The following is a 14,620-nucleotide window of genomic DNA, read 5'->3' on the forward strand; positions in this document are numbered from 1 at the left end:
TTGCTTCAGGAACCCTGGCGCTGCTTGGCCAGGGCTTCGGTATCGATGTCCACGTAGCGCCAGAAATCACGCACGAAGACATTGCGGTCGAAGCCGATCACCCAGGGCTGGGCCAGATCGGTGAACAGGCGGTGCACATGCATCTTGTAGGGCATGTAGGCGATCATCAGCTTGGCGGCCTCCTGCATCACGGCCTGGCGCTCGGGGCCGTCGGGCAGCATCTTCTGCTTCTGGTACAGCGCGTTATAGGCCGGCAGGTCGAAGCGCGATTTGTTGGCCGAGCCTTTGGCGCGGCCATCGCCCAGCGCCAGGAAGGTGTCGCCGTCCGGCGCGGTGGCGACCCAGCTGACCGACCACATCTGCAGCTTGGCCGCATTGGCGCTCTTCAGGTTCTCGGGCCATTTGGCGGTCTTGAACTCGATGCGCAGCTTCAGCGCATCCATATTCTTCTGCCATTGCTCGATCAGCTGGCGGCTCTGGCTGTCGGGCTGGGTGGCGAGCTCCAGCAGCAGCGGCTTGCCGTCCGGCAGATCGCGCCAGCCATCGCCATCGCGGTCCACATAGCCATACAGATCCAGCAGTGCCTTGGCCTTGGGCAGGCTGAACTCGCTCATCTCGGACTTGAAGCCCGGCTGGTAGCCGAAGGTGCCGGGGCCGAAGGGGCTCTGGGCCGGCATGGCCTGGCCACGGCGCGCCAGCAGGATCTCCTTGTCCAGATCGACCGCCAGGCTGATCGCGCGGCGCAGCGCGACCTTCTCGGGCGTGTAGCCGCCCACCAGCGCGTCCTCCATATTGAAGTAGGTGAAGGCGATCTCGGGGTAGGGGAAACGCACCGCGCGCATGCCGCGCTTGGCCAGATTGGGGGCCAGCTTGCCATTGGGCGTGGCGATGCTGACGTACTCGGACGGCACCTCCTCCAGCACATCGGCCTCGCCGTTCATGAAGGACAGCCAGCGCGGCTGGTTCTCTTCGATGATGGCGATCTCGACCCGCTCGGTCAGCGGCAGGCGCCGGCCCTGCAGCTTGGCGGCCTGGGCCTTGAGCACCGGGTCGGCATCGGCAGGCGGCTGCTCGTCATAGAGCTCCTCGCGGTAGTTCGGATTCTTGCCGAGCACGATGCGCGAGCTGCGGCGCCATTCGGCCAGCCGGTAGGGGCCGGTGCCGACCGGGTGTTCCATGATCTTGTCGCCATAGAACTCGACCACCTCGCGCGCCACCGCGCCGAGGAAGGCCGAGTCGGCGAACTGGTTGATGAAGCGCGGATCGCCGACGCCCAGCTTGACGCGGAAGCTGTAGCGGTCCAGCAGCTGCAGGCCCTCGACCTCGCGGTCGTAGTCGAAGGGCTTCTTGGCCGCCATCAGCTCCTTGCGCAGCTCCGACAGCCCGAGGATCTGCACGTTCTCGAGCAGATAGAGATTGCGGCTGTTGAGCTTGGGGTCGTAGTGACGCTTGATCGAGTAGATGTAGTCGGCCGCCGTCAGCTCGCGCTTCTTGCCCTTGAAGGCCGGATCGTCGGAAAAGAAGATGCCCGGCTTGATCCGGAAAGTCAGGCTCTTGAAGTCGGGCGAGACCTCGGGCATGGCCGCTGCGGTCGAGGGCCGCAGCTGGTAGGGCCGGGCCAGAAAGGCAAAGTCCAGCGGGGCCTCGAAGATGCCGGCGGTGACGGCCTTGGAATAGCGATCGCTGATCTGGGCCGGGTCGAAGCCGGTCTCGGCCACGCGGAAGGAGTAGCGGATCACCTTGGCCTCGCCGGCCGCAGCGCCGGTCTGGGCCGGGCTGGCCAGGGAAACACAGGAGAACACGGCGGCGAGGGCCAGTCGTGCGAAGCCAGAACGCATCACGATCACAATCCTTGCAATGACAACGCGCCGCAGGCCTTGTGGGTGCGGCGCGTCAATGGCCCAGGCCGCCACCGGTTCCGGCGCGCTGGGCGAGGTGCGGAGTCTAGGGCCGTTGCCCCCGACAGGCCGCGCATTTTGGCCCAGAAAGGCCGCAAACCCCGTTGAATACGGGGGCTTCCTAGGGCAAACCCGAATCAGTCAAGGGCAAATGCCGGTGATTCCGGGCGCCGTCTCCATTAGACTCGCGCCTGCTTTCAATATGGAGACCCCCCTCACCACAAGTGGGCGGGGTTTCGCTTTTGTCTACTCAAGACGCTTGGCATGGAGATCCGACAGCGATGGCGGCATACCTGATAAGGCGCTTGTGGCAAATGATTCCCACCCTGTTGGGCGTCGTGCTGCTGGTGTTCTTCCTCTTCAAATACTTCGGCGGCGACCCTGCCGAAATCCTCGGCGGCCTGAACGCCAGCCCCGAACAGATCGACGCCATCCGCGAACAGCTGGGCCTGAACAAGCCGGTCTGGGAACAGCTGTGGATCTTCATCCAGCAGATCGTCACCTTCGACTGGGGCCGCAGCTGGGCCACCAACGAGTCGGTGGCCAGCCTGTTCACCACCCGCATGCCGGCGACGCTGACGGTGATGGTGCCCATCCTGGTGCTGGAAGTGCTGCTGGCGATTCCGTTCGCGATGGCGGTGGCCTATGTGCGCGGCAGCCTGACCGACCGCACGGTGATGATCGTGACGACGGTGGCGGTGTCGATCTCGCTGCTGGTCTATGTGATCGTGTTCCAGTATGTGTTCGCCTTCCGCCTGGGCTGGTTCCCGGTGCAGGGCTGGACCGACAGTTTCTGGACCAATCTGACCACCTATGCGCCGCTGCCCATCATCGTGGTGGTGGCGGTGGCGCTGGCGCCCTACACACGGCTGTACCGCACCTTCTTCCTGGACGAGATCGGCCATGACTATGTGCGCACCGCGCGCGCCAAGGGCATGACCGAGAAGACCATCCTGCTCAAGCATGTCTTGCGCAACGCGATGATCCCGATCCTGACGAATATCGCGGTGGCGCTGCCGGGCGTGTTCACCGGCGCCTTCCTGATCGAGGTGTTCTTCTCGATCCCGGGTCTGGGCCGCGAGATCCTGCTGGCGGTCAACCGCAGCGACTACCCGGTCATCCAGGCCTTCGCGATCTATATCGCGTTCCTGACCATGGTGATCAATCTTGTTACCGACCTGCTCTACAAGCTGGTCGACCCACGGGTGGTGCTGAAATGAGCGCGGTTCTGTCGAATACTCCGGCGGCCAAGGCCGGCGCCCAGCGCTCCGAAGGCGTCTGGGCCGCCTCCTGGCGCCGCATGCGTGCCGACAAGGTCGGCATGGTCTGCATGGCCATCGTGGCCGTGTTCCTGGTGCTGGTGGCCCTGTCGGGCGCCGGCGTGATCGCCTCGGGCTGGCAGAAGGAAGTGGGCGTGCCGAACGCGCCGCCGACCTTCCTGGGCCCGCGCGCGGCCGAGGCCACCGGCGCCATCGCGCAGCCCAAGGGTCCGAATGTCGACCTCAGCGACATCGATCCGCTGGCGCCGCGCTATGCCGAATGGGAAGAGCGCGCCAAGCAGTTCAAGACGGTGGACACGGTCAAGGCCGAGACCCTGACCTTCGGCGCCGACCGGCTGGGCCGCGACGTGCTGACCAAGGCCATCAAGGGCGCCGAGGTCTCCATCATGGTGGGCGTGCTGGCCGCCGTGCTGGCGACGCTGATCGGCACCGTGCTGGGCGCGCTGTCGGGCTTCTTCGGCGGCAAGATCGGCGACTTCCTGGAGTGGCTCTACAACGTCTTCACCGCCATCCCCGGCATCCTCCTGATCTTCGCGTTCGCGGTGATCTTCGGGCGCGGCGTGATGTCGGTGGCGCTGATCCTGGGCCTGGCCGGCTGGCCCGGCATCTACCGGCTTATACGCGCCGAGTTCATGAAGCATTCGGTGCGCGAGTATGTGCGCTCGGCCGAGGCCATCGGCGCCAGCAAGATGAGCCGCATGTTCAAGCACATCCTGCCCAATGTCTCGCACGTGGCGCTGGTGCAGCTGTCGCTGCATGTGGTGAGTTTCATCAAGAGCGAGGTCATCCTGTCCTATCTGGGCCTGGGTGTCGGCGTGGACCAGGTCTCCTGGGGCACCATGCTGGCCGAGAGCCAGAGCGAGCTGATCCTGGGCTACTGGTGGCAGCTGGTCGGCGTGACGGTGGTGATGGCCGTCTTCGTGACCGCGTTCGCGCTGTTCACCGACGCCTTGCGCGATGCGCTGGATCCGAAATTGAGAGGCCTGGAGTAAAGCCATGCTGTTGAGTATTCAAGACCTGAAGGTCGCCTTCCGCATGGGCAAGCAGGGCGGCCAGATGCAGCGCGCGCTGGCCGTCAAGGGCGTCAGCTTCGATGTGCCGGAGAACTCGACCGTGGCCCTGGTGGGCGAGTCGGGCTCGGGCAAGAGCGTCACCGCGATGTCCATCCTGAACCTGCTGCCGGACAACGCCGAGCGCGAGGGCAAGATCGAATTCCAGGGCCGCGACCTGCTGGGCTGCACCCTGCCCCAGCTGCAAGCCATCCGCGGCAAGGAAATCGCCTGCGTGTTCCAGGACCCGATGACTTCGCTGAACCCGGTGTTCACCGTGGCCGAGCAGATCATGGAGCCGCTGATCAAGCACATGGGCATGAGCCGCCGCCAGGCCCTGGTGCGCGCCGAGGAGCTGCTCAACGAGGTCGGCATCCCCGAGCCGAAGCGCCGCCTGAAGGCCTATCCGCACGAGATGTCGGGCGGCCAGCAGCAGCGCGTGATGATCGCGGTCGCGCTGGCTTGCAGCCCCAAGCTGCTGATCGCCGACGAGCCGACCACGGCGCTGGACGTGACCATCCAGCGCCAGGTGATGGAGCTGATGGCCAAGCTCAAGGACACGCACAAGATGAGCATGCTGTTCATCTCGCATGACCTGGGCGTGGTGGGGGAGATCTCCGACCATGTGGTGGTGATGCGCCATGGCCAGATCCGCGAGAAGGCCCCGGTGGCCGAGATCTTCAAGAATCCGCAGGACGGCTATACCAAGGCCTTGCTGGCCTGCCGCCCCAGCCTGACCGAGAACCCGGCGCGGCTGATGGTGATCGACGATCACATCGCCGGTCGCGAAGCGCAAGGCCTGGGCAAGGCCAAGGACCCGGACGCACCGGTGATCCTGGAGGCGCGCGGCCTGAAGAAGAGCTTCTTCTTCAAGGACGGGCTGTTCGGCAAGAAGGAGTTCAAGGCCGTCAAGGAAGTCAACTTCCAGCTGCGCAAGGGCTATACCCTGGGCGTGGTCGGCGAGTCCGGCTCCGGCAAGACGACCATGGGCCTGACTCTCCTGCGCCTGCACGAGCCCAGCGGCGGCGAGGTGCTGTTCGAGGGCAAGGACCTGCTGAAGATGAGCGGCAACGACTGGCAGAAGATGCGCCGCCGCATCCAGGTCGTGTTCCAGAACCCCTATGCCTCGCTGAACCCGCGCTTCACGATCGGCCAGACGCTCTTGGAGCCGATGGAGATCCACGGCATCGGCACCAGCACGGCCGACCGCCAGGCGCGCGCCAGCGCGCTGCTGCAGAAGGTCGGCCTGGATGATTCGGCGCTGAACAAGTACCCGCACGAGTTCTCCGGCGGCCAGCGCCAGCGCATCGCGATCGCGCGCTGCCTGACACTGAACCCCGAGGTGCTGGTGCTGGACGAAGCCGTCTCGGCGCTGGACGTGTCGGTGCAGGCCCAGGTGCTGAACCTGCTGAAGGATCTGCAGGACGAGTTCGGCCTCAGCTACATCTTCATCAGCCACGACCTCGCGGTCGTCAAGTTCATCTCCGACGAGGTGCTGGTGATGCAGAACGGCGATGTGGTCGAGCAAAGCGAGACCCAGGCCCTGCTGGCCGCCCCGAAGCAGGAGTACACCCGCCGCCTGCTCGGCGCGGTGCCGCGCGGCTATCAGGAAACGGCGGCTGTGGCTGCCTGAAGCGGCGGAGCGTCTGTCGACCAAGCGGTCTGCGGGCCGCTTTTTTGATGGGCGTCGCTGTGGCGGTCGCGTGCCGCCGCAGTCTGTGCCGGTCTTCCGTCGGTCCGTCACCGCAGCGCGGCGGGGGAGGGCTCTGCCGACTACAGTCCGCAGCATCCCCAACTGACTTGCAAAGGACGCTTCCGATGACCCGCCTCACTACCTTCGCCCTGGCCCTGGCCGCCGCACTCACGTCCACCGCCTGCGTGCTGGCGCCCGGTTCGTCGCGCAGCAGCGATCCTTCCGATGTGGCCCGCATGGGCGAGCAGGCCATCAAGACCTGCGGGGAGGGCCAGGTGAAGGAGGTCAACACGCGCAGCTTCAGCTGCAAGTGAGCGGGGAGCGTTAGCGCCGCAGCAGGGCCCAGATCGCCGGCAGCACCAGCCAGAAGCCGGATGCCGGCATCAGCAGCAGGCTCAGCAGGGTCAGGGCCAGCAGGCCCCAGCCGAGCCGGCGCAGCGCCTGGGTCTGGCCATCGCGCTCCAGCGCCGTGATGCTGATGGCCAGCAGGGCCAGCACCGCACCGAACAGCGTGAACCAGGTCACCGCGCCGCGCAGCGGATCGGCACCGACGCTGCCCAGCAATCCGCCCCGCGTCATCTGCAGCAGCACCGGCGCGAACGTCGCGCCCGCAAACACCGTGTGCAGGGCGGCCACGCCCGTCAGCCAATGGCCGATCCAGGGGCGCTGGCGGGGTGTCGGGGATGTCGTGGTGTTCATTGTCAGATCCAGTCTTGGTGGGTGGTGACCTGGGCCCGCAGCCGGCTCAGCAGATGGATGAGGCCCAGCAGGCTGCGGTCGAAGAAGGGCTGCTCGGCGGGCATGCTCTTGAGGTAGCGCATCGCGAGGCGATGCTGGGCGGCCGGCATGCGCGGCATGGCCGGGTGCTGGCCGAAGTCGTAGCGCGGTGTGCGCCAGGGCAGCAGCAGCCAGTCCAGCAAGGGCGCCAGCGCCGGCAGCAGCTGGCTGCGGAACTCGGCCAGGCCCAGCTCCGGCGCGACCAGGCCCAGGGCTATGTAAGCGTCGAGCAGGCCGGCATCGTCGCCGCGCAGCCGGGCGCGCCAGGTCCGGCGCAGGCTCTCGGCAAAGTCGGGGGCCAGCGTCCGCGTGCAGCCGAAATCCAGCAGCCCCAGGCGGCCGTCCGGCATGAACAGGTAGTTGCCCGGCTGCGGGTCGGCCTGCAGGCGCCGCAGCTCGAAGGCGCCGGCCATGAACAGGTTCAGCAAGACCTGACCCTGGCGGTCGCGCTCGGCCTGGCTCGGGCCGCCGGCCAGCCAGTCGGACAGATGCAGACCGTCGAGCCGCTCCATCGTCAGCACCCGCGCGCTGCTGAGCGCGGGCAGCGCTCGCGGCAGCACGAAGTCCTGCTCGGGCAGGCGAGCGGCAAACCAGGCCAGCTGCTCGGCCTCCAGCCGGTAGTCCAGTTCCTGGAGCAGGGCCTGCTCGATCTGGGCCAGCATGCGCGCCAGCAGCTCGGGATCGGGCAGTCCGCCCAGGCCGCCGAGCAGCGCCCGCAGCAGCACCATATCGCTGCGCACCGTCGCGGCCATGCCCGGGTACTGCAGCTTGACGGCCAGGCGGAGGCCGTCGGCGCCCAGTGCGCCATGCACCTGGCCCAGGCTGGCGGCGGCAAAGGCCTCGGGCTCGAAGGCGGCGAACAGCGTTTCCGGCCCCTGGCCGAACTCCTCGCGCAGCAGCTTGCGGACCAGGGCGCGGTTCAGCGGCGTGGCGCGGTACTGGGCCTGGGCCAGCTGCTCGCGCACGCCTTCCGGGAGCAGGCCGGCCTCCATGCTGAGCAGCTGCGCGGCCTTCAGGCCCACGCCCTTGAGCTGGTTCAGCGCGCCGAACAGGATGCGGCCCAGCCGGGCTTCCTGTTCGTTCTGGGCCTGCGGGCCGGCCAGACCCAGGCCTTGCGCGGCCTTGTGGCCCAGCTGGCTGAGCCCGGCCCGGGCCAGTGCGGCACCGGCCACCGCGCCGCGCGCGAGCCGCCCGGTCGGTGGGGCCGTGCTCACAGCCGGCTCCAGACCTGGGCCAGGCCCAGCGCATGGATGACACCGTAGCCGGCGCAGATCAGCGTGCTCCAGATCCAGAAGGGCTGGCGCAGCTCGGGCTGCACCAGCATGGCCAGCCAGGGCGCCAGGCCGCGCAGCAGATAGACCGCCGTGATGCCCAGCAGCACCCAGCGCAGCCCCGGCAGGCCGCGCAGCGCCGCGCTCCAGCCGCCGGCGCCCAGCGCATAGGCGGCGGCCACCAGCAGCACGGTGGCGATGCCCAAGGTCACGAGGGCCGGCCACCAATGGCCGGCCTGGGCCAGCCTGGCCATGCCCTCACCGGCACCGAAGCCGCGATACCAGGGGGCGCCGCCGACGATGATGGCCAGATGCAGCGCGGCGGCCAGCGCGCTCAAGAGCGCGCCGAGCAGCAGGGCGGGGTTGGCGGCGCCGCTCATCGTGCCCGCCCACCGAGGCCGCTCAAGCCACCCTTGGCTAGCTTGAGCAGATCCAGCAGGCCGCCGCCGTCCTGCAGCAAGCGCATCAGCTGGCTGCGCAGCACAAAGCCGCCCAGCTCCATCAGCTTGCCGATCACGCCGCTGGCCAGGCTCAGCACCAGCAGCGACAGACTCAGCTCCAGCAGCTGCGTGGTGTTGCCGAAGTCCTCGCTATCGTCCTTGAGCCAGTAGCTGATCACGCCATAGCTGTAGTCGGCCATCAGCGCGGACAGGCCGGTCCTGAGCAGGGGGCCGCAGGGAGCGATCTCGCCGCGGGCCTGGGCCTCGTCCAGCAGCTCCAGCAGGGCCTGTTGCAGCAGGTCGCGGCCGGGCAGCCCGCCGCCCAGCATCAGCAGCGGGGCCCGCTCGACCAGCTCGCGGGCCAGGGCCACGAACTCGCGGTCGGGCAGCAGGCGCTCCAGCAGGCAGTCCATCAGCAGCTGCAGCCGCTCCTGCAGGCTCCATTCGGCTTGGCCGGGCGCGGCGCGCCACTGGGCCAGCGCGTCCTCGAAGGCCTGCTCGAAGTAGGCCAGCACCAGCTTTTCCTTGCTGGGAAAGTATTTGTAGATGGTCGCGTCGCCAAGCCCGGCGGCCCGGGCGATCTGCTTCATCGTCGTCGCGTCGAAACCCTGCTGTGTCATCAGGTCCACCGCCGTCTGCAGGATCAGGCGCTTGTTGCTGGCCTGCTGGGTCTTGGAAATGCGCATATGTGTACTCACTTGCTTTTAATAATTGTTATTCTTAATTTATTGAATAGCAAGACTTCTTTTAACGAAGGATGAAGGCCGAGCCGATATCGCCCTTCTTGGGGCTTGCGCCCGGGCCGTGCTGACGGATACTTCCGGCCCATGAAACCCCGCCTTGTGATCCTGCTTCTCGGCCTGGCCTTGCTGGGCACGCTGTGGCTGGGTTCGGCCGGTTTTGACGCCGAGCCCATGGCTCAGACCGAGTCCCACGGCCCCAGCGGCCTGTCGGCCCTGGCCCGCATCATGCTGGGCAACGCCTCCTGAGCCGCGTCCGAACGTCCCCTCTTTGAGCTTTGCAGCCGGCCCGGCCCCGGGCAACAATGGCCCGACACAGGCGCCGGCCGGACCCGCTCCGGGGACCAGGCTCTCGCCACAGGGAGCGACGCAATGGACAGCTTGCGCAACAAGCGCCTGGAGCAGGCCCTGCATGCGGCCGAGGCTAATTTCCGTTACCTGGCCGAGAACCTGCCCGGTGTGATGTTTCAGTACGCGCTCTGGCCCGACGGGCAGGACGCAATCTATGAAATGAGCCCGCGCTGCCTGGAGCTGCTGGAGCTGGAGCCGCAGCTGTTGGAGCGCGATGTGGGCCTGCTGTGGCGTCTGGTCGAGCCGGCCGATCTGCCCAGCCTGCGCGAGTCGATCCGGCGCTCGGCCCGCGAGCTGTCGCCCTGGCATGCCGAGTTCCGCATCGCCACCCCCTCGGGCCGGCACCGCTGGCTGCAGGGCGCCGGCCGGCCGCAGCGCCGCCTGGACGGCACCGTGCTGTGGCATGCGCTGCTGCTCGACATCAGCGCGGCGCGCCAGGCCGAGCAGGCGCTGGCCGGCAGCGAGAGCCGTTTTCGCGCCTTGCTGGAGGGGGTCGAGAAGATCTCGGTGCAGGGCTATGACGCCGAGCGCCGGGTGATCTTCTGGAACGCCGCCAGCGAGCAGCTCTATGGCTACAGCCGCGAGGAAGCGCTGGGCCGGCCGCTGGAGGAGCTGATCATCCCGCCGCCGATGCGGCCGCTGGTGATCGAGGCCACGCGGCAGTGGCTGGCGGCCGGCGTGGTCTCGACGCCGGCCGAGGAGCTGGTGCTGCAGCACAAGAACGGCAGCCCGGTCCATGTGTTCTCCAGCCACACGATGCAGCGCAACAGCCGTGGCGAGGCCGAGCTCTACTGCGTCGACATCGACCTCAGCGAGCGGGTGCGGGCCGAAGCGCGCCGCAGCGAGCTGGAGGCCCAGCTGCGCGAGGCCCAGAAGCTCGAGGCCATGGGTACGCTGGCCGGCGGCATCGCGCACGACTTCAACAACATCCTCGGCGCCATCCTCGGCAATGTGGCGCTGGCGCTGGAACAGCTGCCCGCCGAGCATCCGGCCACCGCCCATCTGGGCCTGATACGCATCGGCGGCCAGCGGGCGCGCAGCCTGGTGCAGCAGATCCTGGCCTTCAGCCGGCGCCAGCCGCAGGAGCTGCGCGTCGTGCAGCTGCAGGCCCTGGTGCAGGAAAGCCTGGCCCTGCTGCGCACCGCGCTGCCGCCCGGCGTGCAGCTGGCGCTGAGCCTGGCGGAGCAGCCCCTGCATGTGCGCGCCGATGCCACGCAGATCCAGCAGGTGCTGATCAATCTGTGCACCAATGCCTGGCATGCGCTGGCCGGCGGCGTCGGGCGGGTCGAGGTGGGGCTGAGTGCCGAGCACCATGCCGGCAGCCCGGCGCGCGCCCATCTGTGGGTGCGCGACGAGGGCAGCGGCATCGACGCCGCCACGCGCAGCCGCCTGTTCGAGCCCTTCTTCACGACCAAGCCGCAGGGCCAGGGCACCGGCCTCGGCCTGGCGGTGGCCCATGGCATCGTGCTGGCCCATCAGGGCGAGATCCAGGTTGACAGCCAGCCGGGCGTCGGCAGCTGCTTCCACCTCTACCTGCCGCTGCTGCAGGGCGGCGAACTGCCGGCCGAGCCGGCGCCGGAGCCGGGCGTGAGGGCGGTCGGGCAGGGGCAGCACATCGTCTATGTGGACGACGACGATGTCATGCGCCTGACCGTGCAAAGCCTGCTGCAGCGCCAGGGCTGGCGCGTCAGCCTGTGCGCCGAGCCCGACCAGGCGCTGGGCCTGGCCCAGGCCGGCGGCGTCGACCTGCTGGTGAGCGACTACAACATGCCGGCCTGCACCGGCCTCGAGCTGGTCCGCCGCCTCGCCCTGATCGCGCCGGCGCTGCCGGTGCTGATCAGCTCGGGCCATGTCACCGAAGCCTTGCTGGCCGAGGCGCGCAGCCTCGGTGTGCGCGGCCTGATCCACAAGGAGCAGACCCTGGAGGAGCTGGCGCCGCTGGTGCGGCAGGTGCTGAGCGGCGGCACCATCTCCTGAGGCCTGCTGGCACATCCGTCGGCGCCTGCGACGCCCCATCCGGCGTGGCTTGCAGTTCATCACAAGGCGCTGGAGAGCGCCGGGATCGGCTCCGATACTGACTCCATCGACACAGCATGTCGACCAAACAGTCAAACCCAAGGAGCACATCATGCAAGTCCGTCTGATCCAAGTTGCCGCCGCCCTCGTTCTCGCTGCCATCGGCAGCGCCCAGGCCGCCCCGCAGAAGATTGAGCAGCTGCCGCGTGTCGTCATCACCGGCAAGTCGGTCCAGGCCAGCCAGCAGATCGTGCAGCTGCCGCGCGTGGTCATCGAAGGCCGCAGCCTGGCTTCCCAGCCCGCCGTGCAGCTGGCCGCCACCAAGCCGGCACGCCGCAGCTGATGCGAGCCCGCCATTGAACGGAGCAGAGCCACGGCCGCATCGCGCGTGCTGCGGTGACTCTGCTCCGACAAGCGCTCCGGCTCATCGCCGCTGCCGGCATTTCACGCAGCCCGCGCCGCCATTCGTCGCCAAGCGCTGGCGACGCCGGCCGGCCTTGCCGACACTGCAAGCCTCCACCCACGCCTCCATCGCCCCGCCGGAGCCCGTCATGCACAGCAGCGCCAAGACCCTTCTGACCGCCCTCATCGCCGTCGCCGGCGCGGCCACGATGGCGCTGGTGCTGGCCGAGCAAAGTGCGCCGCAGAACCTGCACACCGTGGCGCAGCCGGCCGCGCCGCAGGCCGCGGCTTCGGCCGTGCGCCTCAGCCAGCTCGATTGCGCCAGCCTGTCGAGCTGCTGATCGTTCCGCCCGGTCGCTCCTAGGGTCGGTTCAGACAGCGTTTTTGCCAGCCTGTCGCCTCGGCCTCGCCAGCCGGGCGGACGCCGCCGACACTGCATTCACCGGCCCACAGCAGGCGGGTGCATCAAGGAGTTCAGCATGATGTTCGAGCACAGCCTCACCGAGAAGTCCGTCGCCAGCCTGGTGGCCCTCGGCGTCACGAGCGCGCTGCTGGCGCTGATCGATGTCGGCACCACGGCCGAGCAGCCGCTGATGCGGCTGGAGCGGGTGCTGATCATCGGCCAGAGTTCGGAACAGACCCAGCTGCTGACGCAACGAGTCGAGCGCTTGCCGCGTGTGCTGGTGCTGGGTCAGCGTGCGGACGGCGGCGACCAGCGCCTGGCCCAGCTGTCCTGCGCGCCAGAGGCGCTGTGCTGAGAGCGTGGCCAGACCTCGGAGCAGGTGCCTGGCCTCAGTCCTCGCCGCCCAGCACCCGCAAGATCTCGCGCCCATAGGCTTCCAGCTTCTTCGCGCCGACGCCGCTGATGCCGGCCAGCTCGTCCTGGCTTTGCGGGTGCAGCCGGGCCATCTCGGCCAGCGTGACGTTCTGGAAGATCACATAGGCCGGCAGGCCGTGCTCCTTGGCCACCTCGGCACGCCAGGCCTTCAGGGCCTCGAAGCGCTGCTGGGCCTCGAAGTCCAGATCGATGGGCGCGGCCTTGCCGCCACTGCTCTTGCCCGGCGCGCCGCGCGTGGCCTTGCCGCGCTTGGGCGCGACGCTGGGCACGCGCAGCAGCAGCTGGACCTCGCCCTTGAGCACCGCGCGGGCGCTGTCGGCCAGCGCCAGCGTGTGGTATTCGCCTTCGCTGACGACATGGCCCAGCGCGATCAGCTGGCGCAGCACGGCGCGCCATTGCTGCTCGGGCAGGCTGGCGCCGACGCCCCAGGTCGACAGGCTCTGGTGCCCGTACTGTGTGACCTTGTCGGTGACCTTGCCGCGCAAGACATCGATCAGATGGCCGGCGCCGAAGCGCTGGCCGCCGTTCTGGTGGAAGCGGTAGATGCAGCTGAGCAGCTTGCGTGCGGCCTCGGTGCCGTCCCAGGTGGCCGGTGGGCTCAGGCAGTTGTCGCAGTTGCCGCAGGCGCTGCTGGCCTCGCCGAAATAGCCCAGCAGGCGCACGCGCCGGCAGTCGGTGGCCTCGGCCAGGGCCAGCAGCGCGTCCAGCTTGCCGCGCTGGCCCTGCTTGAATTCTTCCTCGGCCGGACTCTCGTCGATCATGCGGCGCTGGTTGACCACATCGGCCAGGCCGTAAGCCATCCAGGCATTGGCCGGCGCACCGTCGCGGCCGGCACGGCCGGTCTCCTGGTAGTAGCTCTCGATGTTCTTGGGCAGGTCCAGGTGGGCGACGAAGCGCACATCGGGTTTGTCTATGCCCATGCCGAAGGCGATGGTGGCCACCATCACGATGCCGTCCTCGCGTAGAAAGCGGTCCTGGTGCCTCTGGCGCACGGCGGCGTCCAGGCCGGCGTGATAGGGCAGGGCCTTCATGCCCTCGGCCTCCAGCCAGGCGGCGGTCTCCTCGACCTTTTTGCGGCTCTGGCAGTAGACGACCCCGGCCTCGTCCTCGTGCTCGTCGCGGATGAAGCGCAGCAACTGTTCGCGCGGCTTGTCCTTCTCGACGATGGCGTAGCGGATATTGGGCCGGTCGAAGCTGCTGATGAAGACACGCGAGTCCTCCAGCTTGAGGCGTTCGATGATGTCGGCCCGGGTCAGGTCGTCGGCGGTGGCGGTCAGCGCGATGCGCGGCACGTCCGGATAGCGCTCGTGCAGCAGACTCAGGCTCAGGTACTCGCTGCGGAAGTCATGGCCCCACTGGCTGACGCAGTGCGCCTCGTCGATCGCGAACAGGCTCAGCAGGCCGCGCTCGTTGAGCGAGTCGAGCTGGGCCAGAAAGCGCGGGTTGGTGATGCGCTCGGGGGCCGCATACAGCATCACCAGGCGCCCGCTCATCATTTCGCGCTCGACATGGGTGGCCTGCTCCGAGCTTAGCGTCGAGTTCAGGAAGGCGGCGTGCACGCCGGCTTCTTCGAGCGCGCCGACCTGGTCGTGCATCAGCGCGATCAGCGGGCTGACCACCACCGCCACGCCCCGGCCCTGGCGGTGCCGCGCGATCGCCGGCACCTGGTAGCACAGGCTTTTGCCGCCGCCGGTGGGCATCAGCACCAGCGCGTCGCCGCCGCTCACCATATGGTCGACGATATCGGCCTGCGCGCCTCGGAAGGCGCCGTAGCCGAAGACTTCTTGCAGGATCTGGAGGGGGGCGTGATGGGGCATGGAGCCCGCTATTGTCCAGGAGAAGCCCGGTGACAGCCGCAGCCCTGT

15 protein-coding genes are annotated in these 14,620 nt (G+C 68.2%); 9 read left to right on the forward strand and 6 right to left on the reverse strand.

Annotated elements, in window-relative coordinates:
- Nucleotides 1-5 precede the first annotated feature (5 nt).
- On the reverse strand, nucleotides 6-1,838 hold the full coding sequence (locus ABGI63_RS05195; protein WP_349741377.1) for an ABC transporter substrate-binding protein: 1,833 nt from the start codon (nucleotides 1,836-1,838) through the stop codon (nucleotides 6-8).
- Nucleotides 1,839-2,179: 341 nt separating this feature from the next.
- On the opposite strand from ABGI63_RS05195, the gene ABGI63_RS05200 reads away from it, so the two are divergent.
- From ABGI63_RS05200 to ABGI63_RS05215, 4 genes are all read left to right on the forward strand, one after another.
- Nucleotides 2,180-3,118 (forward strand): ABC transporter permease, encoded by a 939-nt coding sequence (locus tag ABGI63_RS05200; RefSeq protein ID WP_137942516.1) that lies wholly within the window; start codon nucleotides 2,180-2,182, stop codon nucleotides 3,116-3,118.
- Complete coding sequence (locus ABGI63_RS05205; RefSeq protein ID WP_137942517.1) at nucleotides 3,115-4,170, forward strand: ABC transporter permease; 1,056 nt, start codon at nucleotides 3,115-3,117, stop codon at nucleotides 4,168-4,170. Before ABGI63_RS05200 ends, ABGI63_RS05205 begins: the two co-directional genes overlap by 4 nt.
- A gap of 4 nt (nucleotides 4,171-4,174) precedes the next feature.
- Nucleotides 4,175-5,860 carry an ABC transporter ATP-binding protein gene (locus ABGI63_RS05210; protein ID WP_349741378.1) on the forward strand — a complete coding sequence of 562 codons (1,686 nt, stop codon included), beginning with the start codon at nucleotides 4,175-4,177 and terminating at the stop codon, nucleotides 5,858-5,860.
- A gap of 185 nt (nucleotides 5,861-6,045) precedes the next feature.
- Nucleotides 6,046-6,234: a hypothetical protein gene (locus ABGI63_RS05215; RefSeq protein WP_349741380.1), complete on the forward strand. Its 189-nt coding sequence runs from the start codon at nucleotides 6,046-6,048 to the stop codon at nucleotides 6,232-6,234.
- 10 nt (nucleotides 6,235-6,244) lie between these two features.
- Here ABGI63_RS05215 and ABGI63_RS05220 read toward each other — a convergent pair whose 3' ends face one another.
- From ABGI63_RS05220 to ABGI63_RS05235, 4 genes are read right to left on the reverse strand one after another with little or no spacing between them, the layout of a single operon-like run.
- A complete protein-coding gene (locus tag ABGI63_RS05220; protein ID WP_349741381.1) occupies nucleotides 6,245-6,619 on the reverse strand; it encodes a DUF6463 family protein in 375 nt (124 codons plus the stop codon).
- A gap of 2 nt (nucleotides 6,620-6,621) precedes the next feature.
- Nucleotides 6,622-7,911 (reverse strand): ABC1 kinase family protein, encoded by a 1,290-nt coding sequence (locus ABGI63_RS05225; RefSeq protein WP_349741382.1) that lies wholly within the window; start codon nucleotides 7,909-7,911, stop codon nucleotides 6,622-6,624.
- Nucleotides 7,908-8,348: a hypothetical protein gene (locus ABGI63_RS05230; protein ID WP_349741383.1), complete on the reverse strand. Its 441-nt coding sequence runs from the start codon at nucleotides 8,346-8,348 to the stop codon at nucleotides 7,908-7,910. Before ABGI63_RS05230 ends, ABGI63_RS05225 begins: the two co-directional genes overlap by 4 nt.
- A complete protein-coding gene (locus ABGI63_RS05235; RefSeq protein ID WP_349741384.1) occupies nucleotides 8,345-9,094 on the reverse strand; it encodes a TetR/AcrR family transcriptional regulator in 750 nt (249 codons plus the stop codon). Before ABGI63_RS05235 ends, ABGI63_RS05230 begins: the two co-directional genes overlap by 4 nt.
- Nucleotides 9,095-9,235: 141 nt before the next feature.
- On the opposite strand from ABGI63_RS05235, the gene ABGI63_RS05240 reads away from it, so the two are divergent.
- The 5 genes from ABGI63_RS05240 to ABGI63_RS05260 all read left to right on the forward strand — a co-directional run bounded on the left by ABGI63_RS05240 (nucleotide 9,236) and on the right by ABGI63_RS05260 (nucleotide 12,675).
- Complete coding sequence (locus ABGI63_RS05240) at nucleotides 9,236-9,397, forward strand: hypothetical protein (protein WP_349741385.1); 162 nt, start codon at nucleotides 9,236-9,238, stop codon at nucleotides 9,395-9,397.
- A gap of 123 nt (nucleotides 9,398-9,520) precedes the next feature.
- A complete protein-coding gene (locus ABGI63_RS05245) occupies nucleotides 9,521-11,476 on the forward strand; it encodes a hybrid sensor histidine kinase/response regulator (protein ID WP_349741386.1) in 1,956 nt (651 codons plus the stop codon).
- A 151-nt stretch (nucleotides 11,477-11,627) separates the two neighbouring features.
- The gene (locus ABGI63_RS05250; protein WP_349741387.1) at nucleotides 11,628-11,858 is read left to right on the forward strand and encodes a hypothetical protein; all 231 of its coding nucleotides are present in this window, start codon (nucleotides 11,628-11,630) and stop codon (nucleotides 11,856-11,858) included.
- A 208-nt stretch (nucleotides 11,859-12,066) separates the two neighbouring features.
- The gene (locus ABGI63_RS05255; protein ID WP_349741388.1) at nucleotides 12,067-12,258 is read left to right on the forward strand and encodes a hypothetical protein; all 192 of its coding nucleotides are present in this window, start codon (nucleotides 12,067-12,069) and stop codon (nucleotides 12,256-12,258) included.
- Between the two features lie 138 nt (nucleotides 12,259-12,396).
- Entirely contained in the window at nucleotides 12,397-12,675 is a 279-nt protein-coding gene (locus tag ABGI63_RS05260; RefSeq protein ID WP_349741389.1) for a hypothetical protein, read from the forward strand.
- 34 nt (nucleotides 12,676-12,709) lie between these two features.
- Here ABGI63_RS05260 and recQ read toward each other — a convergent pair whose 3' ends face one another.
- Nucleotides 12,710-14,572 carry a DNA helicase RecQ gene (gene recQ, locus ABGI63_RS05265; RefSeq protein ID WP_349741390.1) on the reverse strand — a complete coding sequence of 621 codons (1,863 nt, stop codon included), beginning with the start codon at nucleotides 14,570-14,572 and terminating at the stop codon, nucleotides 12,710-12,712.
- Between the last annotated feature and the right edge of the window lie 48 nt (nucleotides 14,573-14,620).

This window comes from Roseateles cavernae, from assembly GCF_040187885.1.
GTDB classification, from domain to species: Bacteria; Pseudomonadota; Gammaproteobacteria; order Burkholderiales; family Burkholderiaceae_C; genus Roseateles_E; species Roseateles_E cavernae.

Excerpts from the sequence above, each read along its gene's own strand:
- recQ (WP_349741390.1), bottom strand. The coding sequence starts at position 14,572 with ATGCCCCATCACGCCCCCCTCCAGATCCTGCAAGAAGTCTTCGGCTAC.
- ABGI63_RS05210 (WP_349741378.1), top strand. The coding sequence starts at position 4,175 with ATGCTGTTGAGTATTCAAGACCTGAAGGTCGCCTTCCGCATGGGCAAG.
- ABGI63_RS05260 (WP_349741389.1), top strand. The coding sequence starts at position 12,397 with ATGATGTTCGAGCACAGCCTCACCGAGAAGTCCGTCGCCAGCCTGGTG.
- ABGI63_RS05245 (WP_349741386.1), top strand. The coding sequence starts at position 9,521 with ATGGACAGCTTGCGCAACAAGCGCCTGGAGCAGGCCCTGCATGCGGCC.
- ABGI63_RS05200 (WP_137942516.1), top strand. The coding sequence starts at position 2,180 with ATGGCGGCATACCTGATAAGGCGCTTGTGGCAAATGATTCCCACCCTG.
- ABGI63_RS05250 (WP_349741387.1), top strand. The coding sequence starts at position 11,628 with ATGCAAGTCCGTCTGATCCAAGTTGCCGCCGCCCTCGTTCTCGCTGCC.
- ABGI63_RS05235 (WP_349741384.1), bottom strand. The coding sequence starts at position 9,094 with ATGCGCATTTCCAAGACCCAGCAGGCCAGCAACAAGCGCCTGATCCTG.
- ABGI63_RS05230 (WP_349741383.1), bottom strand. The coding sequence starts at position 8,348 with ATGAGCGGCGCCGCCAACCCCGCCCTGCTGCTCGGCGCGCTCTTGAGC.
- ABGI63_RS05220 (WP_349741381.1), bottom strand. The coding sequence starts at position 6,619 with ATGAACACCACGACATCCCCGACACCCCGCCAGCGCCCCTGGATCGGC.
- ABGI63_RS05215 (WP_349741380.1), top strand. The coding sequence starts at position 6,046 with ATGACCCGCCTCACTACCTTCGCCCTGGCCCTGGCCGCCGCACTCACG.
- ABGI63_RS05255 (WP_349741388.1), top strand. The coding sequence starts at position 12,067 with ATGCACAGCAGCGCCAAGACCCTTCTGACCGCCCTCATCGCCGTCGCC.
- ABGI63_RS05195 (WP_349741377.1), bottom strand. The coding sequence starts at position 1,838 with ATGCGTTCTGGCTTCGCACGACTGGCCCTCGCCGCCGTGTTCTCCTGT.
- ABGI63_RS05240 (WP_349741385.1), top strand. The coding sequence starts at position 9,236 with ATGAAACCCCGCCTTGTGATCCTGCTTCTCGGCCTGGCCTTGCTGGGC.
- ABGI63_RS05205 (WP_137942517.1), top strand. The coding sequence starts at position 3,115 with ATGAGCGCGGTTCTGTCGAATACTCCGGCGGCCAAGGCCGGCGCCCAG.